This window comes from Plantibacter sp. CFBP 8775 (assembly GCF_014839505.1).
In the GTDB taxonomy this organism is placed as follows: Bacteria; Actinomycetota; Actinomycetes; order Actinomycetales; family Microbacteriaceae; genus Plantibacter; species Plantibacter auratus.
Genome location: NZ_JACYNV010000002.1, coordinates 439,483 through 463,813, shown reverse-complemented (window position 1 = coordinate 463,813; position 24,331 = coordinate 439,483). Strand labels below are relative to the sequence as shown.

The window sequence follows — 24,331 nt, the reverse complement described above, 5'->3', positions numbered from 1 at the left end:
GGCGTCGTCAGTCCCCGGGTGGGACCAGCTCCGCCAAGCGGAGGAAGGCACTCACGGCGGGTGTCCCGACGCTGTCGTGGCGCACGAGCAGGCCGATGCTCCTCGTGACCGGTGTCGGGAACCGGTGGACCCGGGCGCCGTTCGCCGCAGCCCAGTCGGCGAGCCGCTCGGGGACCACGGTCAGTCCGACGCCGGCGGTCGCGAACCGGGTGAGCGCGTCGCGCTGGGTGGTCACGATGACCCGCGGTGGCTGCACGCCGAAGCGGGCGTAGGCCTCGTCGGTCACGGCGCGCATCGACGTCCCGCGCGGAAGGGTCACCAGGGTGTGAGCAGCCAGCTCGTCGCCGGTGATGGTCGGCGGCGTGTGCTCAGCCTCGCGCTCGGCGACGGTCCTGAGGCCGGGGAGGACGATCGCGAACCGCTGTTCCTCCAGGAGCCGCACCTCGACACCGTGGCCGGCGGTGGCCACATCGGCCACGCCGAGGTCGATGCGCCCGAGGTCGATGGCGTCGAGCAGTTCGGCGGAGTCGACGGCGCCCGTGACCTCGATGCGGACGTCGGGGTGCGCGGCGTGGAACCGGGCGACGAGTTCCGGGACGTGGGTCGCGACGAGCGAGGGGAGTGCGCCGATGCGGAGCGTGCCGGCGGTGAGCGCCTGCTGGGCGTCGGCGAGTGCGCGGAGCCCGTTCGCCTCCTGGAGCATCCGCCTCGCCGGGCCGAGCACGGACCGTCCGGCGTCGGTGACCTGCATGCGCCGACCGACGCGGGTGAAGAGCGCGAGCCCGAGGTCCGTCTCGCAGCGTTGGATGCGTCTCGTGAGCGAGGGCTGCGAGATCCGGAGGACGTCGGCAGCTGCGGCGTACGAGCCGTAGTCGACGACCGCGACGACCGCTTCCAATTGCTCCAGGTTCATGCGTCGTGGGTCCGGATCATGCCTCCACGCTACCGACACCTGCTGGACATGCCTGGGTGCCGGGGGTCCGCCCCGCAGCAGGACGCTTCGCCTTGGAACCTCCTGCCCCGGAGCGGATCTCCTGCCGGTGCCTACCGAGCGCAGGCGTCGAAGACGTGGGCGGGGTCGTCGGCCGTCCGGAGGTCGCGGTCGCGCAGGATCGTTGAGAAGGGGACCTGCGGATCGGCGCACACCTCGTCGAAGGTGCCGCGCAGGTCGTCGGTGTACTCGATGTCCAGCACGGCGCCTCCGTACACCTCGGTGTAGGTGGCGCACTCGTCGAAGCGGTGGCACTCCTCCGCGACGGCGAAGTCGAACCCGACGTCGTCCCGACCTCGCGTGCCGAGCTCGGCGGCGTTCTTCTGCCCGATGAGGAGACCCGCGTCGTGGGCGAGGTCGGCGTACCGGGTGGCGAGGGCGATCGCGTCCTCAACGGTGAGTCGACCGTCGGACCGGGTGTACGAGTCGAGGTTGTCGATCTCGACGGCGTCGAAGCCGGCCTCCGCGCAGCGGGTGATGCTCGCGCCGACCCGCTCGGCGATCCGTGCGCGACGGTCGTCGGTGGAGAGGTCGAAGATGAGTTCGTCGGGCCAGTTCTCGTCGATGACCGGTTCACCGGCGTCGTCGGTGAGGACGAGGTCCGGCTCGGCGAGCCAGGCCTCGCGATCGGCCGGCTGGCTCTGGAACCCGTTGACGTAGCAGATCGAGTACCGGTCGAGGTCGGGGGAGTCGGTGCTGTCGCGGGCGACGCCGCCCACGCCGGCCGCCGGCTCGTAGCCGCCACCCAGCTGGTAGTCGAAGACGACGTCCGTGGGGAATCCGCCCGCCGACGGGGTCGATTCGGCCCTGGAGGGTGCACCGCTCGGGAAGGTGGAGCAGCCGGCGGCGGTGACCGCGAGCAGGAGGGCAGCGCCCGCCGCGATGAGCAGGTGCGCGCGACGGGGGAGACGGGTCATGGCTCCAGCCTAGGTCGCGGTCCCGTCCCGGGGTCGTCGTCCAGCCGGTACCGTTGGGGGCATGAAGTATCTGGTGTTGTTCTCCGCGGGTGCCGCGCTCATCGTGCTCGGGGTCGTCTTCGCGCTGCTCCTCGAGCTGCCGGTCGGGTTCCGGATCGCCGGGCTCGTGTCCATGCTCCTCGGCACCGTCGTCATGGGTGTGAACATCGGTCTCCAGTTCTTCGACCGCCGCAAGGAGCGCGCACGTCGGCTCTGAACCACGACGGCGCAACCACCTGACCCGGTCGGTTCCCCGGCGTTACCCTCGATGGAACCCACCTCCACCGAGGCGGGACGACGACAACCCGGAGGCATCGTGGCGCGCGCGCTCTTCATCATCGACGTACAGAACGACTTCACCGAGGGCGGTGCGCTCGGCGTGGACGGCGGCGAGGCCGTCGCCGCGGGGGTCACGCAACTGTTGGCCGAGCACGGGGACGAGTACGCGCACGTGTTCGCCTCACGCGACTGGCACGACGCCGAGGGCGACAACGACGGTCACTTCGCGACGGGTGAGCCCGACTACGAGACGAACTGGCCGGTGCACTGCGTCGCGGGGAGTGCAGGCGCCGAGTACCACCACGCGCTCGACACCAAGAGCGTCGACACCCACATCCGCAAGGGCCAGGGCGCCCACGGATACTCGATCTTCGAGGGCGTGATGCCGGAGGGTCGGAGCCTCGACGAGGTCCTCACGGATGCCGGCATCACGGAGGTCGACGTCGTGGGTCTCGCGACCGACTACTGCGTCCGCCGCAGTGCGCTCGACGCCATCGAGCACGGCCTGCAGGTCCGCGTCCTCGCAGGACTCGTCGCGCCCGTCGACCGGGCCGCCGGGGATGCGGCGCTCGCCGAGATCACCGAAGCCGGGGGAGTCGTCGTCCCGGCCTGAACTCCGTCCCCGGCCGCCCGTCGCAGATAGTAAGCTAGCTGCATATTATTTCGAGCAGGGCGAGAACGGGGCGCGCGCATGACGCACGGACGACACGGCGGAACGCAGACGGACGCGGACACCCGGACGCAGCAGCGGGATCGGGCGGGTGCGCCGCGGTGGCTGCGGGTCGTGCTCCCCGCGGTCCTCATCCTCCTCTGGCTCACGGCCGCCGGTGTCGGCGGTCCGTACTTCGGGAAGGTGAGCGAGGTCGCGACCAACGACCAGACGAGCTTCCTCCCAGCGAGCGCGGACGCGACCGAGGTGCAGACGGCACTCGACGGGTTCCGGGAGGGTGACGACATCCCGGCCCTCGTGCTGTTCGTCCGCGACGGCGGGATCACCGACGAGGACCGGGCGGCGATCGACGACGAGCTCTCAGCCCTGTCCTCCACCGAGGGCGTCGCTGACGGCGTCTCTCCGGCCATCCCCTCCGAGGACGGCGACGCGATCGAGGTCTTCGTCCCGATCAGCGGTGACGCGGAGGTCGGCGACGTCGTCGAGGCCCTCCGTGCGCAGCTCGCCGAAGCTGCCCCGGCCGGCCTCGACGTCTTCGTCACCGGCCCGGCAGGGTTCACCGCCGACCTCACCGACGCCTTCGCCGGCATCGACGGCATCCTCCTCCTGACCGCGCTCGGCGCCGTCTTCCTCATCCTCATCGTCGTGTACCGCTCGCCGGTCCTCCCGTTCCTCGTGCTCGGCACCTCGCTGTTCGCCCTCTGCACCGCACTCCTCACCGTGTGGTGGCTCGCGAAGGCCGGCGTCGTCCTGCTGAACGGCCAGGTGCAGGGCATCCTTTTCATCCTCGTGATCGGTGCGGCGACCGACTACTCGCTGCTCTACGTCTCGCGGTACCGGGAGGCGCTCCGCGACCACGAGCGGCGGTGGGATGCGACGTGGGCGGCGCTCCGTGGATCGTTCGAGCCGATCGTCGCGTCGGGCGGCACCGTCATCGCCGGACTGCTCTGCCTGCTGCTCAGCGACCTGAACTCGAACAAGGCGCTCGGGCCGGTCGCCTCGATCGGGATCGTCTTCTCGGTCCTCGCGGCGCTCACCTTCCTGCCCGCGCTCCTGCTGGCCTGCGGTCGCACCTCGTTCTGGCCGCTGCGCCCGAAGGTCGGGAGCGAGCACCGTGTGCGCGCCTCGTCGACCGACGACTCCGCCGTGCCGACCACCGGTCTGTGGGGTGGGATCGCCCGCCTCATCTCCCGCCACGCCCGCGTCGTCTGGATCGGGAGCACCCTGCTCCTCCTGGTCGCGAGCCTCGGGGTCTTCCAGCTCAAGGCGGACGGCGTCGCCCAGAGCGACCTCATCCTCGGCACGTCCGAGGCCCGTGACGGTCAGGCCGCGCTCGGCGAGCACTTCCCGGCCGGCTCGGCGAGCCCCGTGTACGTCCTCACGCAGGAGGGTGATGCCGCGCAGGTCATCGGCATCCTCGAGGAGGCCGACGGTCTCGACAGCGTCCAGGTGCTGTCGAGCGACTCCGCGACCGGCACCGCGGACGCGACGGTGAGCGACGGGGAGGCGGTGTTCACGGCTCCCGCCGCGGGACCCCCGGGGACCCCGGTGGCGTCCGCCGAACCGACGGTCGACGACGGCCGCATCCTGCTCCAGGCGACGCTCGACGCGGCACCGGACTCGACGACGGCGGAGGAGAGCGTGCGACAACTGCGCTCGACCCTCGACGCCGAGGTCGGCACCCACACGCCGGTCGGCGGCGTCACGGCGACCGCCATCGACTCGAACGACGCGTCCATCCACGACCGGAACCTCATCATCCCCGTGGTGCTCGCCGTCATCCTCCTCATCCTCATGCTGCTGCTCCGCTCGGTGCTCGCCCCGGTCCTGCTGATCCTCAGCGTGGTGGTGTCCTTCGGGGCGGCTCTCGGGGTGTCCGCGCTCGTGTTCAACCACGTGCTCGGGTTCCCGGGCGCGGACCCGAGTGTGCCGCTCTACGGCTTCGTCTTCCTCGTGGCGCTCGGGATCGACTACAACATCTTCCTCATGACGAGGGTCCGCGAGGAGTCGCTGCGGGTCGGAACGAGGGCCGGCGTGCTGCGGGGGCTGGCGATCACGGGTGGCGTGATCACCTCGGCCGGACTCGTGCTCGCGGCCACGTTCGCGGCGCTGGGCGTCATTCCGATCCTGTTCCTCGCGCAGATCGCGTTCATCGTGGCGTTCGGGGTGCTCCTCGACACGATCATCGTCCGGACGCTGCTCGTCCCCGCCCTCAGCCACGACATCGGGAGCGCCATCTGGTGGCCGTCGAAGCTCGCGAAGGGTCGTGTCGAGCACCGGCACGCGGGCTGACCGAGGCGGTCGCGACCGGCTACCCCTGCTCGGCGAGGAACGCCAGCACGGCGTCCTTGAACGCCCGCGACGAGACCGCGTTGAAGTGCTCGCGGCCGGGCAGCCCCACGTAGCGGGCACCGGCGGCTTCGGCGAGCCGCCGACTCCCGGCGGCGACCGCATCGTCGTCTCCGGTCACGAGCAACATCGGCGGCGGTGGCACCTCGGCCGTGCTCGGCTGTGGCCCTCCGCGCAGGCCGTCCACCAGGGCGATGAGTGCCTCCACGTCGTTGCCCGGGACACCCTCGGCCATCGTCACGTACGTGTCCGTGAGGGCGTGCGTGATCGTCGTCCCGGTCCTCACGTGGTGACGGGCCGCCTCCAGGTCGAAGTCGCGGAGCGAGTCGCCCTCGGGGAGGCCGCCGAGGCTGAGGGAGCGCACGCGGTCGGGGTGCCGGACACCCAACCGCCAGCCCACCCGGGAGCCCAGCGAGTACCCGAGATAGTGCGGCTCGTCGACGCCGTAGCCGTCGAGGACGGACAGGACGTCGTCGACGAGGATGTCGAGTCGGTACGCGGCGGGATCCGTCGGTTTGTCGGAGGCTCCGTGACCGCGTTGATCGAGGGTCAGCAGGCGGTATCCGGCGCGCGTCAGCGTGCGTGTCCACCCGGCGAGGTCCCAGTTGAGTCCGGCGCTCGAGGCGAAGCCGTGCACCGCGACGATCGTGCCGAGGTCGCCTGTGCCCGGAGCCGGTTCGTGGAGGTACGTCGCGATCCGGATGCCGTCCGTCGACATGACGTAGGTGGGTGCGGTCGGGGCAGGCTGAGGAAGCACTCGTCAACGATACCCGCGGTGACGCCGCGCAGGCTCAGTCGACGGCGACCGGCCGTGGTCCCTGCTGCATCATCTCGGAGAGGTACGGGGCGACGACGCTCGTGGAGATGCGGCAGTCGAGCAGGAGGACGCCCTGCGCCCCGGCGTGGACCCAGTCGGTGAGTCCGTCGAGGTCCGCGAGCGTGTCGATCGTCACGCCCTGGCCCCCCAAGGCCCGCGCGAGGGCGGCGAAGTCGACCTCGTCGATGAGCATCGGGGTCTGGTCGAGTCCACGCGAGCCGTACTGGTGCACCTCGGCTCCGTAGGCGGCGTCGTTGAAGACCACGATCACGCCGCTCGGCACCGTGCGGATGACGGTGTCGAGGTCGGGGAGTGCCATGAGGCCGCCGCCGTCGCCGGTGCAGAGGACGGTTGTGCCCGTGTGCCCGGCCACCGAGGCACCGACGGCGCTCGGGAACCCGAGTCCGATCGACTGGTACGCCGTCCCGACCATGACGAGGCGGTCGGGGGAGGGGATGTCGAGGTACATCGGCGCCCAGCCGATGAAGTGACCACCGTCCTGCACGACCGTGCGGTCGGCCGGGAGCAGCTCATTGAGTCGGTGCGCGAGGCTGCGTGGGTCGAGGCGCCCGTCGGCGCACAGTCCGTCCCCGGACGAGCCGTCACCCAAATCGCGGTCGAGGTGCGGTGCGGGGCGGGCGGGACCGGCCGACGCGACCCATCCGGACCCCACGCCGTCGGCGAGCCGTTCCAGGAGACCTGCGGCTGCGAGGGCCGCGTCACCGTGGATGAGCTCGTCGACCCTGGCATTCGTCGGGGCGTCGGCGAGGTCGACCTGGATGACGTGCGCATCGTGGGCGAAGGCCTCGCCGAACCGCATCGTGAACTGGTTGAGGCCGGCGCCGACGACGAGCACGACGTCTGCTTCGGCGATGCGCCTCGCGGCGTGCTCCGTCGCGAAGCCGCCGGCCACCCCGAGATCACGGGGGCTGGAACCGAAGAGCCCGCGTCCGAGCGCCGTGGTCGCGGTGTGGGCGTCGAGCCGCTCGGCGAGCTCGCCGAGGACGGGTCCGGCGTCGGCCAGCCAGGCTCCACGCCCGGCCAGGATGAGCGGACGGTGTGCGCTGCGCAGAGCGGCGGCGGCGGTGTCCAGGCGCCTCGCGACGGGCTCCACGCGGGAGGGCCGGACGAGCGCCGGGTGGTGTGGTGTCCCGTCCGCCCGCAGCGGCTCGTCGGACGCCACGGCGGCGAGGTCGTAGGGGATCGCGAGCACGACCGCGGTCCGGCGGTGGACGGCGTGCTCGATGGCACGGAGCGTGGTCGCGGTGGCGTCGTCACGACCGACGGTGAAGGTCGGTGCACCGAGCCCGGCGGCGATCTGGAACTGGTCGACGTCCCAGGGGCGGGCCCCGGTGGTCGGGGCGTCACCGACGACGAGGATCAGCGGGATCTGAGCCATCACCGCCTCCGCGAGGGGCGTCAGGGTGTTGGTGAATCCGGCTCCGTAGGTCGCAGTCGCGGCAGCGAGACCGCCGCCCGCGCGGGCGTAGGCGTCGGCTGCGGCGACGCCCCCGGCCTCGTGGCGCATGGCGGTGAAGCGGGTCGTGGTAGCGGCGAGGGCGTCGAGGAGATGCGCGTTGCCGTTGCCCATGACACCGAACACCTCGGAGACATGGCGGCTGAGTGCCTGTGCCACCCGGGCGGAGACGGTGGAGGAGCGGATCGACGTGGGAACGGTCGACGAAGCGTGTTCGGACATGGGAGACCTTCGAGAACGTGGACGGATGGGATTCCGTGTGTGTCTCGCCGGTGCTGGCCGCGCTATCGCCCTTTTTTCGAGCAACGACCCCCGTGCTGCGGAGTCTGACGAGCACACTCTACTCCGCAGCGACCGCGCTGCACAGTGCGGCAGCGACAGCATCCGCTCCACATCCGTGACGCCTGCCGGACAGTCGGACCCGGGTTCGACGGAGGCTGGCTCCATGAACCACATCGTGCAGGCCAACGCGGCCGAAGACCTCCTCGCCCTCATCCCCGGACTCGTCGGAAGCACTCCGAGATCGAGTCTCGTCGTCGTCCTGTTCGCGGGCCGTTACAGCCGCGGCGCACTCCAGGTGCACCTGCCGGCCGGAACGGACGTCGACCGGCAGGTGGCGGACGCCGCCGCGGAGCGCGCCCTCGGGTTCGCCTGCCGGGCTCCGGGTGTCGACGCCATCGTGCCCGTGGTCTACACGGACGACGCGTTCGGAGCCGGGGCGGAGCCGCCGGGCAGGACGATCGCCGACGCCGTCCTGGAGCTGGCGAGCGCGCAGGGGTTCACGGTCAAAGACGCCCTCTGCTCGGCCGCCGACGGATGGGGCTCCTACCTCGACCCCGGACTCCCCGCCGGAGGGCGTCCGCCGGCGATCGTGGCCTCGGCGGCGGTCCCGCCGGTCCCACCGCTCCCCTGGGAGCTCGTCACGACCGAGGTCCCGTCGGTGGACGTGGCGACGTTCGCAGCCGTCGACCTCGAGTACCGGGTGCTCTGCGCTCGACTGGCCTCCATGCTCGACGCGGCCGCCGATCGCGCCCGCACGACCTGGCGGATCGACGTCGGAGACGCCGTGGAACGACTCGACGGCCTTCCTGCGGTCTTCGAGGACGCGCTCGCCCGCGGCGTCGAGGGGATGACCGCCCGGGAAGTGGCCTTCCTGTTGCTGAGCCTGTCACGCCCGTGGGCGAGCGATCTCGCACTCATGCAGTGGGCGTTCGGGCGCGAGCTGGGTGAGGAACTCGACGACGCCGAACGCGCGTACGGGCATCTGCCGGTCGGGACGGACGACCCGGAGGTGTTCCACCGGGTCGCCCACCTGCTGGTCGGCGACGGACCGCATCCCGATATCCAGCGCATCCGGGCGGCGAGCAGCCTGCTCCTCGGCGTCGCGGCGCGAGCGTCGGAGTCGGCACGCGTCGCGCCGCTCGCCATGCTCGCCTGGCTGTCGTGGGCGCTCGGCCAGAGCACGCGCGCGACCGCCTTCCTCGCAGAGCTGGTCGACGAGGAGCTGGACCACCCGCTGGCGGCGACCGTCGGGTCGCTGATCCGCCAGGGGCACCTCCCGGCCTGGGCGTTCTGCAGCGCCCCGGGAACACGCGTCGGCGTAGCCGCGCCGAGCGATCAGCCCGCCGCGTGACGCTCGAGGAAGTCGTAGACCTCGGAGTCGTCGACGCCCGGGAAGGTGCCGCTCGGCAGTGGGGAGAGGATGTGGGTGTGCAACCGGGCGCTCGGCCAAGCCTGCTCCCGCCACTTGTCGGCGAGGTCCGACGGTGGTCGACGGCAGCAGGTCGGGTCCGGGCAGGTGGAGACCGCACGCGTCGTGGTCTCCCGTCCGCGGAACCACTTCGCCTCGCCCCAGGGCACGCCGACCGAGATCGAGAACTCGCCGGCCTCGGTCGTGCCGGTCTGCGTCGCACACCAGAAGGTACCGGCCGGGGTGTCGGTGTACTGGTAGAGCTCCGTGGTGCGGTTCGTCCGCGCGAAGGCGTTCCGCGCGCTCCACTTCCGGCACACGATCTGGCCCTCCACCGCGCCCGTCACGTCGACGGGCAGCGGCAGAGCATCGTTCTCATAGGCCTTCGAGATCGCCCCGTCCTCGGAGACCCGCAGGAAGTGCAGGCGCATGTCGAGTCGGGCGGTCGCCAGGTTGGTCAGGCGCAGCGCCGCGGCCTCATGGGTGACCCCGAAGGCGTCGCGGAAGTCCTCGACGGCCAGGTTGCGGTCGCGCTTGGCCTGCTGCAGGAACGAGACCGCGGCCGTCTGCGGCATGAGCGCCGCCGCCGCGAAGTAGTTGATCTCGAGCCGTTGCCGGAGGAACTCCGCGTAGCTCGTCGGGCGCTGGTGCCCGAGCAGGCGGTGCGCCATCGCCTGCAGGGCCATGGACCGCAGGCCGTGCCCGCCGGGGATCGACGCCGGTGGCAGGTAGATGCGCCCGTTCTCGAGATCGGTGACGCTGCGGGCGGAGTGCGGCAGGTCGTTGACGTAGATGAGGTCGAAGCCGAGCTGTTCCGCCATGATGCTCACCGTGCGGTGGGTGAGCGCGCCGGTGCTGTGCCCGGCGCGCAGCACGCGCGACTCCGCGAGTTCCTCGATCTCGGGCAGGTGGTTGTCGCGCTCCCGCATCCACTCCCGCAACTCGGTGTTGGCACGCCGTGCCTCCTCCGGGGTCGCGATCGCCTCGTTTGCATGCCGCTGCAGTTCGCGGTGCAGGCCCACGAGTGCGCGGAGGGCCTCGTCCGGGATGCCCTTCGACGGCTTGACGATCGGCAGGGTCAACTCGCCGTAGAGCGCACTGCGCTGGAGGCGGTCCAGCTCGATCTCCAGCGCTGCGCGGGGGTTCGGTGCCTCCTTCGACAGGAGGTCGGTCAGGTCGATCCCGAGCGCGGTCGTCAGCTCCTGCAGGACCGACAGCTTCGGCTCGCGCTTCCCGTTCTCGATGAGGGAGAGCTGGCTCGCCGCCAGCCCGACCCGTTCGCCGAGGTCGTCGAGGGTGAGGCCTCGCCGGGTCCGGAAGTGCCGGATCCGATGGCCGAGCGTGAGGAGTTCGGCGGCGGCGGTCGATGCGGGAGTCGGAGTCATTCCTTCACCGTATCGAAAGAACAGTGATTCTTGAAGGGTGCAATACCGAGAAGATCGACCGAAACGGGCGCATGGTGGCTCTACGACCACTTCTTGACCGTCCCACCAACGCCGGAGGAACGCATGTCCATCGCAGAACTGATTCCCGACACCGCACCCGCTCCCGCCGCCCGCGCGGAGCTCCGAGCGGTGCCGCGCCCGAAGCGGAGCGGCCTCGCCGAGCTGCACGACTGGGTCGACGACCTGGCGGCCCTCCTGGAGCCGTCCGCGATCCACTGGGTCGACGGCTCCGCGAGCGAATCGCACCGGCTCACCCACCAGCTCGTCGAGGAGAGGAAGCTGATCAAGCTCAACCCGGAGTGGCGGCCGAACAGTTTCCTCGCCCGCAGCGATCCGCGCGACGTCGCGCGCGTCGAGGACCGCACCTTCATCTGCTCCGAGCAGGAGGAGGACGCCGGCCCGACGAACAACTGGCGCGATCCCGCGGTGATGCGCGACGAACTGCACGGGGTCTTCGCCGGCAGCATGCGCGGCCGCACGATGTACGTCGTGCCGTTCTCGATGGGCGCGGTCGGCGGGCCGCTCTCGCAGCTCGGCGTGCAGATCACCGATTCGGCGTACGCGGTCCTCAGCATGGGCATCATGACGCGGATGGGCGACCGCGTCCTTGAGCTCATCGCCGACGGACAGCCGTGGGTCCGGACCGTCCACTCGGTCGGCGCTCCGCTCGAAGCGGGGCAGGCCGACGTGGTCTGGCCGTGCAACGACACCAAGTACATCGTCCAGTTCCCGGAGACGCGCGAAGTGTGGTCGTTCGGTTCCGGCTACGGCGGTAACGCACTCCTCGCGAAGAAGTGCTTCGCGCTGCGGATCGCCTCGGTCATCGGACGCGATGAGGGCTGGTTGGCCGAGCACATGCTGCTGGTCCGGGTCGTCTCGCCGGAGGGCCGGGCGTTCCACATCGCCGCCGCGTTCCCCTCGGCCTGTGGCAAGACCAACCTCGCGATGCTGCGGCCGACGATCCCCGGGTGGACGGTCGAGACCCTCGGCGACGACATCGCGTGGATCCGGCCCGGCGACGACGGACGTCTGTACGCCATCAACCCGGAGGCCGGCTTCTTCGGGGTCGCACCCGGCACGGGCGCCGGCACGAATGCGACGGCCGTCGACACCCTGTGGGGCAACACGATCTTCACCAACGTCGCGCTCCGCGACGACGGAGACGTCTGGTGGGAGGGGCTGACCCCCGAGCCCCCCGCCCACCTCGTCGACTGGCAGGGGCAGGACTGGACGCCCGAGTCGGGGCGCCCGGCGGCCCACCCGAACTCGCGGTTCACCGTCGCGGCGGCACAGTGCCCGTCGATCGCCGACGACTGGGACGCGGCCGACGGCGTCCCGCTCGACGCGATCCTCTTCGGCGGGCGTCGTGCCACGAACGTTCCGCTCGTGGTCGAGGCCAGCAGCTGGGAGCACGGCGTGTTCATGGGTGCGACGATCTCCTCCGAGCAGACCGCCGCCGCCGAGGGCACGGTCGGGGAGCTCCGTCGCGACCCCTTCGCGATGCTCCCGTTCTGCGGCTACAACATGGCGGACTACTGGAGTCACTGGTTGCGGGTCGGCGGTGCACTCGAGCACGGCAAGGCGCCGCGGATCTTCCAGGTCAACTGGTTCCGGAAGGACGCCGACGGCTCCTTCCTGTGGCCGGGCTTTGGCGAGAACTCGCGGGTCATCGAGTGGATCGTGCGGCGGCTCGAGCACGAGGTCGACGCACGGGAGTCGGCGATCGGCCGGTTGCCGGTCCTCGACGAGCTGAACCTCGACGGCATCGACGTGCCGGACGCCGACCTCGACGCCCTGTTCGCCGTCGATCGCGAGTCCTGGCTCGTCGAGTGCGACCTCACCGAGTCCTTCTTCGACACCTTCGGCAGCCGCGTCCCGGCCGCCCTCCGTGCGGAACTCGCCGCCCTGCGCTACCGCCTCCGGTCCTGATCCTCGTCCTCCATTCGCCCAGTTTTGGGCGAATGGAGGTTCGTGCGCCCAAAGAGGGGCGAACGAACCGGCGACGAGGGCGCTCCACCGGCCGGAGATCGCGGCTGCTCGTCGACGTGAGGAGGGTGCGCCGGTCACGGACCGACCGATCGCGCGACGATCGAAGCATGATGCCGACCGATCTACCCGATCACCACGCCTTCTCCGTCCGCTCGGCGCTGGAGCAGGGCGTCTCGCCGGAGCGCCTCCGCACGACGCGTGTTCCAGCACCGTTTCCGGGGGTTCGGAGCTTCGCTGCACCACGCAGGGGCGCGGACCTGCCTCCCGAACAGCGTCATCTCGCGCACCTGGAGCTGTGTCGGGCATACGCACTGCGAATGGCACCGGCGCAGTTCTTCTCGCACCTGTCGGCCGCGCATCTCCTGGAGGCTCCGCTCCCGGCGCGGTTGCGCTGGGACGAGGTGCATGTCGGCGTCCGGCCGCCGGACCGAGCGCCCAGGGTTGCCGGGGTCGTCGGCCATCGCTTGGCGGGCCTCTTCGGCGATCCGGTCCTCGTCGAGAGGCTCGCGGTCGTGAGTCCCGCCGACATGTGGCGTCAGCTCGGACCGAGTCTCAACATCGATGAGCTGGTCGCGGTCGGCGATCATCTGATCCGTGAGCGTGGTGCCTCCGGCCGGTGGCTCCACCAGCGCCTTCTACCACTCTGCTCGCTCGACGACCTCGCAGCGGCGCTCAGCGGATCCCGGCATCTCGGCGCGGGGGCACTCCGTGCCGCGCTCCCGCAGATCCGCGCTGGTTCCGAATCACCGAAGGAGACGGAACTTCGTCTCGCCTTCGTTCGTGCCGGCCTCCCGGAGCCGGTGCTCAACCACGAACTCCGCGATCGCCGGGGGCGATTCATCGCACGTCTCGACCTCGCCTACCCGGCGTATCGTGCAGCGTTCGAGTACGACGGGCGCCAGCACGCCACCGACCCGGGTCAGTTCGCGAAGGACGTCGACCGGATCCATGCCGTCACCAGACTCGGCTGGTCCCATGACCGCTTCCTCGCACATCACCTGCAGGCGGGTGCCGCCGTCGCGATCGACCGAGCGCGCGAGCGCCTCATCGCGGCAGGATGGCGCCCGTGACTCCGTTCATTCGCCCATCTTTGGGCGACTGAGCACCCGTTCGCCCAAACATGGGCGAATGAACCGGGGTCACACGAGGAGCTGGTGCTTGGCGAGTTCGCGGTAGAGCGGGACCTCGGTCACGAGGTCGCTGTGGGTGCCGACGCCGACCACCCGACCCTCCTCGAGGACGACGATCTGATCGCTGTCGACGACGGTCGAGAGCCGGTGCGCGATGACGATGAGTGTGCGTCCCGTCGCGACCGCGTCGATGGCCTCGCGCATCATCTGCTCGTTGACCCCGTCGAGGCTCGAGGTCGACTCGTCCAACAACAGGATCGGGGGAGCCGCGAGGATGGCGCGCGCGATGGCGAGGCGTTGCCGCTCGCCACCCGACAACATGATGCCGTCCTCGCCGACCGGAGCGGCGAGACCGAGCGGGTTGCGATCGAGGACCCCACCGAGGTTGACCGCGTGCAGCACGCGCTCGCAGTCGGCGTCACTCGCATCCGGTGACGACAGCAGCAGGTTGTCGCGCAGCGTGCCGGCGAGGACCGGGGCGTCCTGTTCCACATATCCGATCTGGTCCCGGAGGTCGGCGCGGGGGATCGTGCGGATGTCCACGCCGCCCAGGCGGATGGCACCGGCCGTCGGGTCGTAGAAGCGTTCGATGAGCCCGAGGATGGTGCTCTTGCCGGCGCCGGACGGCCCGACGAGCGCCGTACGTCTGCCCTGCATCGCGGCGAAGGACACCCCACGGAGGACCTGACGACCGAGCGCGGACTGCGCCTCGGTGAGTCGGGCGGCATCGGCGGCGACGACTTCCGGCGCGCTGGTGCCCTCACTCAGGGCCTCGGTCGCGAGCGCCTCCGCTGCGGCCCGTTCGCGCTCGATGACCGCCGCGTCCGGGTAGGCGAACTCGACCCCGTCGAACTCGATCGCCGGCGCGGACGCTGAGGCGGTCCCGGGACGCCCGACCCGCGCGGCGATGGCCGCGTCGTCATCGCCCTCGTCGGGCAGGTCGAGGATCTCCTGGATCCGGCCGAGCGCTCCGAGCGCCTGGTTGACGCTCGTGATCGCGCCGAAGGCCTGGCCGAGCGGCATGATCATCATGAACAGGAAGAGGATGAACGCGACGAGACTCGCGATGGTGATGGCCCCGGACGCGACCCGGAACCCACCGACGCCGAGGACGACCAGGAACGAGGTCTGCATGGCGATGCCGGCGACCGGGACGACCAGCGAGGAGATCTTCGCGATCCGCACGCCGACGCCGTAGACCTCCTTGGCCACGCCGTCCACCGCGTCGATCTCGCGGTCGGTCGCGTTGGACGCCCGGATGGTGCGGATGGAGCTGATGGCGCGCTCGACCGCGGCGGCGAGCTCGCCCACCTTGGTCTGCTGCTCGCGGCTGGCGACGCGGATGCGTCCGCTCAGGGCGATGACCACGACGACCGAGACGATGACGACGAGGAGGGTGAGACCCAGCAGGACGGGGTCGATGATCGCCATCGCGATGAGTGCGCCGAGGAAGGTGATGGCACCGCCGACGGCGTCCACGAAGCCCTGCGTCAGGACGGCGTAGAGCATGGTCGTATCACTGCCGACCCGCGAGACGAGGTCGCCGGTGCGGCGCGTGTCGAACTGGCTGATCGGCAGCCGGAAGATGCGCGCGATCAGCTGGCGCCGGGAGGAGTACACGACCCCGGTGCCGGCGCGCTGGAGGAGGTAGTGCTGGTACCCGCTGATGACGCCGGAGACCACGACGAGCCCGACGAGGAGCCACGCCAGGTTGCCGAGCGACCGGCCCGCCTCGACGACCCCGATCACCTGGCTGACGATGAGCGGCTGGGCGAGTGACGCGGCCGCTCCGATGACGCTCAGGATGATGACGACGATGAGGATCGAGCGGTGCTCGAAGATGTACGGCATGAGCTGCTTGAGGCTCGCGCGGGGACCGTCGTCCTTCGGTCGGCTGAACGGGTTGCGGCTGCGTGCCGGGCGCGCTGGGGTGCTCATGGTGCTCTTCCTCCGAGGTGCGGTGCGCGGCTCCGAGACGTCCATGGCGACGGCGCACCGTGGTTCAACTCTAGGCGACGGTCGCACGCGCCGAGCCCGAAGCCGACGCACCGAGCGCGGACGCACCGAGGGCCGGTGCGCGGAGACGTCCTCCACGCACCGGCCCTCGATGGTCGCCTCGATCAGGCGTCGATGTCGACGTCCTTGGTCTCCTTGGAGACGATGAGGGCGACGAGCGTGATCAGGGCCATCGCCGAGAGGTAGACGCCGACCCAGAACGGGCTGCCGCCGCCGGCGCTCCACAGCGCGACGGCGATGAACGGTGCGACCGCGGCACCGAGGATCGACGACACGTTGTAGGAGATCCCGGACCCGGTGTACCGCACGTTCGTCGGGAACAGCTCGGGCAGCAGGGCGCCCATCGGTCCGAAGGTGAACCCCATGAGGCTGAATCCGATGATGAGCCAGATCATGACCCCGGTGAACCCGGCGCCGAGCAACGGGACCCAGACGAGACCGAACACGAGGATCGCGCTCGTCACGACGATGAGCGTCTTGCGGCGTCCGTACTTGTCGGCGAAGGGACCGGACACGAGCGTGAAGATTCCGAAGAAGACCACGCCGGCGATGAGCATGAGCACGAAGGTCGTGTAGCTGTAGCCGAGCCCGGCGACCGGGGCGTCGAGTGGCGCACGGCCGTAGCTCAGGGAGAACGTCGTCATCAGGTAGAAGAGCACGTAGGTGGCGAGCATGAAGAAGGTGCCGAGGAGCAGCTTGCGCCAGTGCAGCTTGACGACGCTCGCGAGCGGCGACCGCTGCACCTTGCCCTGCTCCTTCGCGTTCGTGAACGCGTTGCTCTCGACGAGACGGAGACGGACCCAGAGGCCGACGATGACCATGACGACGGAGAAGAGGAACGGGATGCGCCAGCCCCACTCGAGGAACGCCTCGGACGGCATGGACGGGTCGTCGCTCGGCAGGATCGCCGCGATGATCAGGAACAGTCCGTTGGCGATGATGAAGCCGATCGGCGCACCGAGCTGCGGGAACGTGCCGAACAGGGCACGCTTGCCGGTCGGCGCGTTCTCCGTCGCGACGAGGGCGGCGCCCGACCATTCGCCGCCGAGCGCGAAGCCCTGACCGATGCGGAGGATCACGAGGAGCAGCGGGGCGACCCAGCCGACGAGCTGGTAGGTCGGCAGCAGACCGATGAGGAAGGTCGCGATCCCCATGGTGAGGAGGGCGCCGACGAGGGTCGCCTTCCGACCGCGTTTGTCGCCGAGGTGCCCGAAGATGACGGCACCGACGGGGCGGGCCACCATCGCGGCGCCGAACACGGCGAAGGAGGCGAGGAGACCCGCGGTCGGGTCCTCACTCGGGAAGAAGAGGTGCGGGAAGACGAGGACGGCGGCCGTCGCGTAGACGTAGAAGTCGTAGAACTCGATCGTCGTGCCGATGAGGCTGGCGAGGACGACTCGGGAGCGCGGATTGACCGGGGCCTTGGTGACTGGGGTTGCTTCGAGAGACATGCGTGCGCGTTTCGGTTCGGGAATGGACGCCGTCGAAGCATCAGCACCGGTCGCGCACGCCCGCCGACGACGGCAGGATCAGAGGTTCGCCCGCTTGTGGCAGGACCATGACACTGTACGCCGAAGTACGGCATTCCGGTATTCGGTTGCCAGGAAGGGCGTATACCGATACCGGAATGCCGCGTGATGCGCCTCTGCTCGGGTCAGCCGCGCAGCTCGCGGAGGACGACCGCGGTCGCGACGGCGGCATCAGCGGCCTCCGCCCCCTTGTCCTCCTTCGACCCGGGCAGCCCTGCGCGGTCGAGCCCCTGCTTCTCGTCGTCGAGGGTGAGCACGCCGAAGCCGACGGGCTTGCCCGTCTGGATGCTGACCTGCGTGAGGCCACTCGTCGCGGCGTCGGAGACGTACTCGAAGTGCGGCGTGCCGCCACGGATGATGACCCCGAGTGCGACGACCGCGTCGGCCCCGGCCTCGAGGGCGGCCTTGGCGACGACCGGGAGTTCGAAGCTCCCGGGGACCCGCACGAGGCGGTGGTTGGCGCCGCTCGCATCGAGGGCCTTGACTGCTCCGGCGATGAGACCGTCGGTGATGGTCTCGTGCCAGGTGCCGGCGATGACGACGATGTCGAGGCCGGTGCCGTCGACGCTGATGGTGGGGGATCCTTCGCCGCTCATGCGGTCTCCTGTCTTCTTCCCTCGAGCGCGTCGAGGGGTTGGTGGTGTTCTCGCTCCTCGAGGGAATCGAGGGCGGCGGTGGACTACTGGTGGGGGTGCGGTTCGGGTGCGAGCTCGAACCCGATGCTGTGGCCCATGCGGTCGCGCTTCGTCTCGAGGTAGCCCTCGTTGAACAGGCCGACGCCGACCACCAGGGGGACGCGCTCGCTCACGGCGATGCCGTGGTTCGTGAGCTGTCGCTCCTTCTCCGGGTTGTTCGAGAGCAGGCGCACGGAGGTGATGCCGAGGTCCGTCAGGATCGCGCTCGCCGCCGTGTAGTCGCGGGCGTCGGCCGGCAACCCGAGCGCGAGGTTGGCGTCGAGGGTGTCGAGACCGTCCTCCTGCAACCGGTAGGCGCGCAGTTTGTTGACGAGGCCGATGCCGCGCCCTTCGTGCCCGCGCAGGTAGACGACGACTCCGCCGTGGCGCTGGATGGTGTCCAGAGCACTGTCGAGCTGCGGACCGCACTCGCACTTGAGCGAGCCGAACGCCTCGCCGGTCAGGCACTCGGAGTGGACGCGCACGAGCGCACCGGTGGCCTGCGGGTCGCCGGCGATGATGGCGACGTGGTCGGCACCGGTCCTGCGGTCGCGGTAGGCGCGCAACCGGAACGAGCCGTGCGTCGTCGGGACGGTCGTCTCCACCTCGAACGACACGTTCGACGATTCGGGGATGGCCGCCTGGGCGGCGCGTTCCTCGGCGCAGACCGCAGCCGCATCGGGGTTCTCCTCGAGGAAGGCGATGAGTGCGGCGATCGTCGTGACGAGCACGCCCTCCCGCTCCCCGAGCGCGATGAGGCCGGGCAGGCGCATCATCTCGCCGTCGTCGGCGACGATCTCGGAGATCGCCCCGACGGGGACCAGCCCAGCGAGCTTCATGAGGTCGACGGCCGCCTCCGTGTGGCCGTCGCGCTCACGCACCCCGCCGTCGACGGCGCGCAACGGGACGATGTGTCCGGGGCGCGAGAGACTGGCGGGCACGGACGCCGGGTCGGCGAGCACGCGCAGGGTGTGGGCGCGGTCGGCGGCGCTGATGCCGGTGCTGAGCCGGTCGGCCGCGTCGACCGTGACGGTGTACGCGGTGCCTCTGGGGTCCTCGTTGAGCGCGACCATCGGCGGGAGGGCCAGTCGGTCGGCGATCTCGTTCGTCATCGGTGCACAGATGAATCCGGAGGAGTGTCGGACCGTCCACGCGATCCACTCTTGCGTGGCGGACTCCGCGGCGAGGATCACGTCGCCCTCGTTCTCTCGGCCTTCGTCGTCCGCCACGATGACCGGGCGGCCCTGGCGGAGTGCCTCGAGGGCCTCCGGGATGCTGGCGATGCTCATGCGTTGCCCCTTCCGGTGGCGGTGGTGCCGACCGGGTCCGCGGACTGCGGATCCTGGTCGATGCTGCTGGGGAGTGCCGACTCGAGACGGCTGAATGCGAGCATCCGTTCGACGTGCCGGGCGAGGATGTCGGTCTCGAGGTTCACACGGTCGCCGGGGACCCGCTCACCGAGCGTCGTCGCGGCCAGCGTCTCGGGGATGAGGGACACCTCGAACCAGGCCTCCGGTGCGTCCGGTGCGCTGATGGCGCTGACGGTGAGCGAGACGCCGTCGACGGTGATCGACCCCTTGTCGACGACGAGCGGCGCGAGTGCCGCGGGGAGCGAGACGCGCACGACGCGCCAGGCCTCGCCGGGCACCGTGGCCAGGACGGTGCCGGTGCCGTCGACGTGCCCTTGGACGATGTGGCCGCCGAGGCGGTCGCCGACGCGGGCCGCACGCTCGAGGTTGACCGGGGATCCGACCGTGACGCCGTCGAGCGAGCTCATCGCGAGGGTCTGGGCCATGACGTCGGCGGTGAACGTCTCGCCGGTCTGCTCGACGACGGTGAGGCAGACACCGCTCACGGCGATGGAGTCCCCGTGCCGGGTGCCCTCGAGGGCGAGCGGGCCGCGGACGGTGAAACGTGCCGAGTCCTCGCCGTGGTCGATGGCGACGATGGTGCCGAGTTCTTCGATGATGCCCGTGAACATGGGTGGTCCGTTCTCTGGGGGTCAGGCGGTGAGGTGGCGGGCGGCCGAGGCGGAGGCGCTGCGGTCGGGTGTCGTGATGACGAGGAGGTCGTCGCCGAGTGGTTCGACGCCGACGGTGGTGAGGCGGATCGCATCGCCGATGGTGTCGACACCGAGGTCGCCGATCGCGAGGCGAGGGCCGCCGAGGAGCACCGGGGCGAGGTAGGTGAGGACCGTGTCGGCGAGTCCTGCGCGGAGGAACGCCGTGGCGATGGTCGGGCCGCCCTCGATGAAGACGCTCCGGACGCCCGCGGCGCGGAGTTCGGCGAGCAGCGCAGCCGGATCATGCCCGTGGTGGACGACGACCGGCCGGGGGTGGCGGTGGACGGCGGCGTCCAGGGGGATCGGGCGATCGCCCATGACGACGGGCAGGGGCTGCTCGGGCAAGAGGTCGCCGTGGTCGTCGCGAGCGGTGAGGCTCGGGTCGTCGGCGAGGACCGTCCCCGTGCCGACGAGGATCGCATCGTGGGCGGCCCGTCGACGGTGGACGTCGTCGCGCGCGGCATCGCCGGTGATCCAGCGGCTCGTGCCGTCGCTCGCGGCGATCCGCCCGTCGAGACTCGAGGCCCACTTCACCGTCACGAGCGGACGCCCGAGGCGGGCGCTGGTGAGCCAGTCACCGAGGAGGTCCTCCGCCGGTCCGGCGAGCACGCCGCCGACGACGGTGACGCCGCCGTCGCGGAGTCGTTCCGCTCCACCTCCGGAGTGGTGGCCGGGGTCGTCCACGGCGAACACGACGCGCTCGACACCGGCCTCGAGGAGGGCGACGGCACACGGACCGGTCCGGCCCGTGTGGTTGCACGGTTCCAGGGTGACGACGGCGGTCGCGCCGCGGGCCGCCGCGGGCGCGAGGTGGGACAGGGCGTCGACCTCCGCATGCGGGGTGCCGGCTCCACGGTGCCAGCCCTCGGCGAGTACGGTGCCGTCGGCGTCGAGGATGACGCAGCCGACGCGGGGGTTCACACCGCGGGCCGGGCCGTTGGCGGCGAGTTCGAGCGCGCGCAGCATGGCCTGCTCCTCGCGGACACTCGCCTGCGGTGCCTCGGTTCCTGCGCTCATCTGTCCGTCATCTCGGTCGGTACTGACACGAGTTCCGGGGTCGCGGGCAGGTGCTCGCTGGCGTCGACCATCGGCCGACGCCCGTGCTTCCTTCCATCCGGACTCGAACGCCGCCTGCGAGCAGACGCGTTCATAACCGTCGGTCCTGGAGTTCCACCAGGTCAACCGGGCCTCGCTTGCGCGAGACACGGGTCGCGGACTATCACCGCCGGTTCGGACTCTCACCGACCCCGGAGCACGTTACGTGTTGTCGATTCTAGGTCAACGGGCTGAGTGGCCGCCCTATTCCCGGTTCGGATGACGCCCGGTTGCAGCGCCTGATGCGGCCGGGGTCAGCGCTGGGCGTCGTGCTGGTCGATCGCCGCGCGGGCGGTTCCCTCGTCGACCACGAGGTCGGAGATGAGCCCGCCCGCCAACGCCCCGAGGAGCGGGGGCACCTTGGCGGCTCCCGCGACCACGCAGATCCGTCGGGAGACGCCGCGCAGCACGTCGAGGTCGGGCCCGGATGCACGGTTGTTGAAGGGGATGTCCCGCCAGGAACCGTCGGCCCGGAAGAACACCGTCGCGACGTCCCCGACGGCACCGGCGCTCGCGAGCGCCTCGAAGTCGCTGTCGTCGAGGTAGCCGCCGACGTAGACGTGGCTGGGCACACCCGACAGCTGCGAACCGAGACCGAACAGCGCGACGTCCATGCGGCGTTGGATCTCGAGCACGCGTCGGATGCTGCGCTCCCGCCAGAGGGCGAGTTTGGTCGACGGGTCGTCGAAGAAGGCCGGCACCGCGAACTGCTGAGCGTAGGCCCCGTAGGCGTCCGCGTACCGGTGCAGGATCTCACTCGCGTAGAGGATGCCCGAGGTGCGCGTGTTGGCCGCACCGTTCAGCTGGACGATCTGCGAGTTGTGGGTCCGCTTGGGGGTGAGGTGCCTCGCCACCGCACTCACGGTCGAGCCCCATGCCAGGCCGAGCGTCATGTTCGAGTCGAACACCGAGCCGAGAAAACGTGCAGCCGAGAGGGCGACCCGCTCCAGGCGGTCGATGTCGCTCGTGTGGTCCGGGACCGGGACGATGTGGGCGGTCACCCCGAAGCGGTCGCGGAACTCCGCCTCGAGCCGCGACGGCATGTCGTGCGGGGAGCGCACCTGGATGTCGACGAGCCCGCTTTCCCGCGCATAACCGAGCAGGCGGGACACCGACGACCGGGAGGTGTGGAGCTCCTGGGCGATGGCCTCCATGGTGAGGTCCTGCACGTAATACAGCTGCGCGGCACGGAGCGCCTCGGCCGTCCTGTCCGGCTGGCTGAGCGCGTCTGCGAGCGACATCGGGTCTCCTTGCACGTTTGTTCACTAGGGCTGTTCAGAGTTGCAGCGGGTGTCACGATGTATTCAGTCACATCATTCAGCGGCGCGCAATCCCGGCAGCGTCGCGTACCAACCGCGAAGAAGCGAGGCATCTCATGTCCCTCAAGTCGTCAGCTCCCCGTTCCACCGTCCAGTCCGTCATCGACCGCCCGCAGGCGTCGGTGCTCATCATCGGCGGCGGCATCAACGGCATCGCGACCTTCCGCGACCTCGCGCTCCAGGGTGTCGACGTCACACTCGTGGAACGCAACGACTGGGCCTCCGGCGCCTCCGCCGCGTCGAGCCACATGATCCACGGCGGTATCCGGTACCTCGAGAACGGCGAGTTCCGCCTCGTCCAGGAGTCGGTGCAGGAGCGCAACGGGCTCATCAAGATCGCCCCGCACTACGTGAAGCCGCTCGAGACCACGGTCCCGATCTTCTCCACCTTCTCGGGCATCCTCTCCGCACCGCTGCGCTTCCTCACCCACAAGCAGGGCAAGCCGCAGGAGCGTGGTGCGCTGCTCATCAAGGTCGGCCTCACCGCGTACGACTCCTTCTCCCGCGACGGAGGCAGCGTGCCGCGTCACCGCTTCCACGGCCGCAAGAAGTCCCTCGCCGACCTGCCGAAGATGAACCCGGGCCTCAAGTACACGGCGACCTACTACGACGCCTCCATGCACGACCCGGAGCGTCTCGCACTCGACGTCCTCATGGACGGCCTCGCCGCCGGCCCGCACGCCCGCGCCGTCAACTACGTCGAGGCGGTCGGCATGGGAGCCGACGGCGTCGAGCTCCGCGACACCGTCACCGGCCAGACCTTCACCGTGACGAGCGACGTCGTGGTCAACACCTCCGGCCCCTGGACTGACCTCACGAACGCCGGCCTCGGCGAGCCGACGACCTACATGGGTGGCACGAAGGGCTCGCACATCGTCCTCGACAACGCGGAGCTCTACGCGGCCACCAAGGGGCGCGAGATCTTCTTCGAGCACGAGGACGGCCGCATCGTCCTCATCTACCCGCTCAAGGGCAAGGTCATGGTCGGCACGACCGACATCGACGCCGACCCGAGCACCCCGAGCGTCTGCACCGAGGAGGAGGTCGACTACTTCTTCGACCTCGTGAAGCACGTCTTCCCGACCATCGCGACCTCGCGCGAGCAGATCGTCTACCGGTTCTCCGGCATCCGCCCGCTCCCGAAGCACGACGACGAGGCCCCCGGCTTCGTGTCGCGCGACTACCGGATCGAGCGCCGGGCCGCCGCTGCACGTCCGTCCACCACCGTGTTCAGCCTCGTCGGTGGCAAGTGGACCACCTTCCGGGCACTCGCCGAGCACCTCAGCACTGACGTGCTCAACACCCTCGGGGCCCCGCGTCCCGTGGAGACCCTCGGACTCGCGATCGGCGGCGGAGCCGGCTTCCCGCGCACCGACTCGGCGACGCGCACCTGGGTCGCCGCGCACGAGGACGGCACCGGTGCCAAGCGTGCCGAGCAGTTGCTCAACCGGTACGGCACGAAGGCCGCCGCACTCCTCGAGCACCTGTCGGAGCACGGCGACGACCGCTTGCAGGGCGCTGCCGACTACAGCGTGCAGGAGCTGGAGTACCTCGTCGAGCAGGAGCAGGTCGTGCACCTCTCCGACGTGCTGCACCGCCGCACGAGCCTCGCCTTCACCGGATCGCTGACCGCCGACCTCGTCGACGAGATCGCCCGCGTCGTCGGCGGTGTCCTCGGGTGGGACGACGCCGAGCGGACCGCGCAGATCACCGCAGCGCTCGACCGCCTGCGCGACGCCCACCAGGTCGACCTCCGGGTCGACGCCGCCAAGGAGGCCCCGGCGTTCTCATAATGCACGAATGTGCAGGCAAGGCCCTTGTCCTGTGCAACAGGAGCTGGCTA

General features: G+C 70.4%; 19 protein-coding genes and 1 riboswitch. Of the genes, 7 read left to right on the top strand and 12 right to left on the bottom strand.

Going from position 1 to position 24,331, the window contains the following annotated elements; translation table 11 throughout:
- Positions 1–7: 7 nt before the first annotated feature.
- Entirely contained in the window at positions 8–913 is a 906-nt protein-coding gene (locus tag IFR14_RS14670) for a LysR family transcriptional regulator (RefSeq protein WP_191941506.1), read from the bottom strand.
- A gap of 131 nt (positions 914–1,044) precedes the next feature.
- Positions 1,045–1,908 (bottom strand): endo alpha-1,4 polygalactosaminidase, encoded by an 864-nt coding sequence (locus IFR14_RS14665; protein WP_191941505.1) that lies wholly within the window; start codon positions 1,906–1,908, stop codon positions 1,045–1,047.
- 61 nt (positions 1,909–1,969) lie between these two features.
- Here IFR14_RS14665 and IFR14_RS14660 point away from each other — a divergent pair, with 61 nt between their 5' ends.
- The 3 genes from IFR14_RS14660 (at position 1,970) to IFR14_RS14650 (ending at position 5,188) form a co-directional block, all read left to right on the top strand.
- On the top strand, positions 1,970–2,164 hold the full coding sequence (locus tag IFR14_RS14660; RefSeq protein ID WP_191941504.1) for a hypothetical protein: 195 nt from the start codon (positions 1,970–1,972) through the stop codon (positions 2,162–2,164).
- 99 nt (positions 2,165–2,263) lie between these two features.
- On the top strand, positions 2,264–2,839 hold the full coding sequence (locus IFR14_RS14655) for an isochorismatase family protein (protein ID WP_342365769.1): 576 nt from the start codon (positions 2,264–2,266) through the stop codon (positions 2,837–2,839).
- 78 nt (positions 2,840–2,917) lie between these two features.
- Complete coding sequence (locus IFR14_RS14650; protein WP_191941502.1) at positions 2,918–5,188, top strand: MMPL family transporter; 2,271 nt, start codon at positions 2,918–2,920, stop codon at positions 5,186–5,188.
- 19 nt (positions 5,189–5,207) lie between these two features.
- On the opposite strand, the gene IFR14_RS14645 is transcribed toward IFR14_RS14650, so the two are convergent.
- Together IFR14_RS14645 and IFR14_RS14640 are read right to left on the bottom strand one after the other, a co-directional pair.
- Positions 5,208–6,002 carry an alpha/beta fold hydrolase gene (locus IFR14_RS14645; protein WP_342365712.1) on the bottom strand — a complete coding sequence of 265 codons (795 nt, stop codon included), beginning with the start codon at positions 6,000–6,002 and terminating at the stop codon, positions 5,208–5,210.
- Between the two features lie 34 nt (positions 6,003–6,036).
- Positions 6,037–7,761 (bottom strand): thiamine pyrophosphate-binding protein, encoded by a 1,725-nt coding sequence (locus IFR14_RS14640; protein WP_191941501.1) that lies wholly within the window; start codon positions 7,759–7,761, stop codon positions 6,037–6,039.
- A 223-nt stretch (positions 7,762–7,984) separates the two neighbouring features.
- Between IFR14_RS14640 and IFR14_RS14635 the strand changes: the two genes are divergently transcribed.
- Entirely contained in the window at positions 7,985–9,172 is a 1,188-nt protein-coding gene (locus tag IFR14_RS14635) for a DUF4192 family protein (protein ID WP_191941500.1), read from the top strand.
- On the opposite strand, the gene IFR14_RS14630 is transcribed toward IFR14_RS14635, so the two are convergent.
- Positions 9,157–10,614 (bottom strand): helix-turn-helix transcriptional regulator, encoded by a 1,458-nt coding sequence (locus tag IFR14_RS14630; protein WP_191941499.1) that lies wholly within the window; start codon positions 10,612–10,614, stop codon positions 9,157–9,159. The genes IFR14_RS14635 and IFR14_RS14630 overlap by 16 nt on opposite strands.
- Before the next feature lie 123 nt (positions 10,615–10,737).
- On the opposite strand from IFR14_RS14630, the gene IFR14_RS14625 reads away from it, so the two are divergent.
- Both IFR14_RS14625 and IFR14_RS14620 read left to right on the top strand, forming a co-directional pair.
- Positions 10,738–12,603: a phosphoenolpyruvate carboxykinase (GTP) gene (locus IFR14_RS14625; RefSeq protein WP_191941498.1), complete on the top strand. Its 1,866-nt coding sequence runs from the start codon at positions 10,738–10,740 to the stop codon at positions 12,601–12,603.
- 377 nt (positions 12,604–12,980) lie between these two features.
- Positions 12,981–13,733: a hypothetical protein gene (locus tag IFR14_RS14620; protein WP_191941497.1), complete on the top strand. Its 753-nt coding sequence runs from the start codon at positions 12,981–12,983 to the stop codon at positions 13,731–13,733.
- 69 nt (positions 13,734–13,802) lie between these two features.
- Here the strand turns inward: IFR14_RS14620 and IFR14_RS14615 are convergent, their stop codons facing one another.
- From IFR14_RS14615 to IFR14_RS14585, 7 genes are all read right to left on the bottom strand, one after another.
- Complete coding sequence (locus tag IFR14_RS14615) at positions 13,803–15,731, bottom strand: ABC transporter ATP-binding protein (RefSeq protein WP_191941496.1); 1,929 nt, start codon at positions 15,729–15,731, stop codon at positions 13,803–13,805.
- A 182-nt stretch (positions 15,732–15,913) separates the two neighbouring features.
- On the bottom strand, positions 15,914–17,260 hold the full coding sequence (locus IFR14_RS14610; RefSeq protein ID WP_079707347.1) for an MFS transporter: 1,347 nt from the start codon (positions 17,258–17,260) through the stop codon (positions 15,914–15,916).
- Between the two features lie 203 nt (positions 17,261–17,463).
- On the bottom strand, positions 17,464–17,934 hold the full coding sequence (ribH, locus tag IFR14_RS14605) for a 6,7-dimethyl-8-ribityllumazine synthase (protein ID WP_064294813.1): 471 nt from the start codon (positions 17,932–17,934) through the stop codon (positions 17,464–17,466).
- 83 nt (positions 17,935–18,017) lie between these two features.
- Positions 18,018–19,301, bottom strand: a complete 1,284-nt coding sequence (ribA, locus tag IFR14_RS14600; protein WP_191941495.1) for a GTP cyclohydrolase II — start codon at positions 19,299–19,301, stop codon at positions 18,018–18,020.
- The gene (locus IFR14_RS14595; protein WP_086474114.1) at positions 19,298–19,993 is read right to left on the bottom strand and encodes a riboflavin synthase; all 696 of its coding nucleotides are present in this window, start codon (positions 19,991–19,993) and stop codon (positions 19,298–19,300) included. The genes ribA and IFR14_RS14595 overlap by 4 nt, the downstream gene beginning before the upstream one ends.
- 21 nt (positions 19,994–20,014) lie before the next feature.
- Entirely contained in the window at positions 20,015–21,091 is a 1,077-nt protein-coding gene (ribD, locus tag IFR14_RS14590) for a bifunctional diaminohydroxyphosphoribosylaminopyrimidine deaminase/5-amino-6-(5-phosphoribosylamino)uracil reductase RibD (RefSeq protein ID WP_249407027.1), read from the bottom strand.
- A gap of 80 nt (positions 21,092–21,171) precedes the next feature.
- Positions 21,172–21,333: riboswitch (FMN riboswitch) on the bottom strand.
- Positions 21,334–21,423: 90 nt separating this feature from the next.
- Positions 21,424–22,410 (bottom strand): sugar-binding transcriptional regulator, encoded by a 987-nt coding sequence (locus IFR14_RS14585; protein ID WP_064294816.1) that lies wholly within the window; start codon positions 22,408–22,410, stop codon positions 21,424–21,426.
- Positions 22,411–22,544: 134 nt separating this feature from the next.
- Here IFR14_RS14585 and IFR14_RS14580 point away from each other — a divergent pair, with 134 nt between their 5' ends.
- Positions 22,545–24,281: a glycerol-3-phosphate dehydrogenase/oxidase gene (locus IFR14_RS14580; protein ID WP_137243437.1), complete on the top strand. Its 1,737-nt coding sequence runs from the start codon at positions 22,545–22,547 to the stop codon at positions 24,279–24,281.
- Positions 24,282–24,331: the final 50 nt, after the last annotated feature.

Coding starts and splice junctions, on each gene's coding strand:
- IFR14_RS14670 (WP_191941506.1), bottom strand. CDS start 913: ATGAACCTGGAGCAATTGGAAGCGGTCGTCGCGGTCGTCGACTACGGC.
- IFR14_RS14665 (WP_191941505.1), bottom strand. CDS start 1,908: ATGACCCGTCTCCCCCGTCGCGCGCACCTGCTCATCGCGGCGGGCGCT.
- IFR14_RS14660 (WP_191941504.1), top strand. CDS start 1,970: ATGAAGTATCTGGTGTTGTTCTCCGCGGGTGCCGCGCTCATCGTGCTC.
- IFR14_RS14650 (WP_191941502.1), top strand. CDS start 2,918: ATGACGCACGGACGACACGGCGGAACGCAGACGGACGCGGACACCCGG.
- IFR14_RS14640 (WP_191941501.1), bottom strand. CDS start 7,761: ATGTCCGAACACGCTTCGTCGACCGTTCCCACGTCGATCCGCTCCTCC.
- IFR14_RS14635 (WP_191941500.1), top strand. CDS start 7,985: ATGAACCACATCGTGCAGGCCAACGCGGCCGAAGACCTCCTCGCCCTC.
- IFR14_RS14630 (WP_191941499.1), bottom strand. CDS start 10,614: ATGACTCCGACTCCCGCATCGACCGCCGCCGCCGAACTCCTCACGCTC.
- IFR14_RS14625 (WP_191941498.1), top strand. CDS start 10,738: ATGTCCATCGCAGAACTGATTCCCGACACCGCACCCGCTCCCGCCGCC.
- IFR14_RS14620 (WP_191941497.1), top strand. CDS start 12,981: ATGGCACCGGCGCAGTTCTTCTCGCACCTGTCGGCCGCGCATCTCCTG.
- IFR14_RS14615 (WP_191941496.1), bottom strand. CDS start 15,731: ATGAGCACCCCAGCGCGCCCGGCACGCAGCCGCAACCCGTTCAGCCGA.
- IFR14_RS14610 (WP_079707347.1), bottom strand. CDS start 17,260: ATGTCTCTCGAAGCAACCCCAGTCACCAAGGCCCCGGTCAATCCGCGC.
- ribH (WP_064294813.1), bottom strand. CDS start 17,934: ATGAGCGGCGAAGGATCCCCCACCATCAGCGTCGACGGCACCGGCCTC.
- ribA (WP_191941495.1), bottom strand. CDS start 19,301: ATGAGCATCGCCAGCATCCCGGAGGCCCTCGAGGCACTCCGCCAGGGC.
- IFR14_RS14595 (WP_086474114.1), bottom strand. CDS start 19,993: ATGTTCACGGGCATCATCGAAGAACTCGGCACCATCGTCGCCATCGAC.
- ribD (WP_249407027.1), bottom strand. CDS start 21,091: ATGAGCGCAGGAACCGAGGCACCGCAGGCGAGTGTCCGCGAGGAGCAG.
- IFR14_RS14585 (WP_064294816.1), bottom strand. CDS start 22,410: ATGTCGCTCGCAGACGCGCTCAGCCAGCCGGACAGGACGGCCGAGGCG.
- IFR14_RS14580 (WP_137243437.1), top strand. CDS start 22,545: ATGTCCCTCAAGTCGTCAGCTCCCCGTTCCACCGTCCAGTCCGTCATC.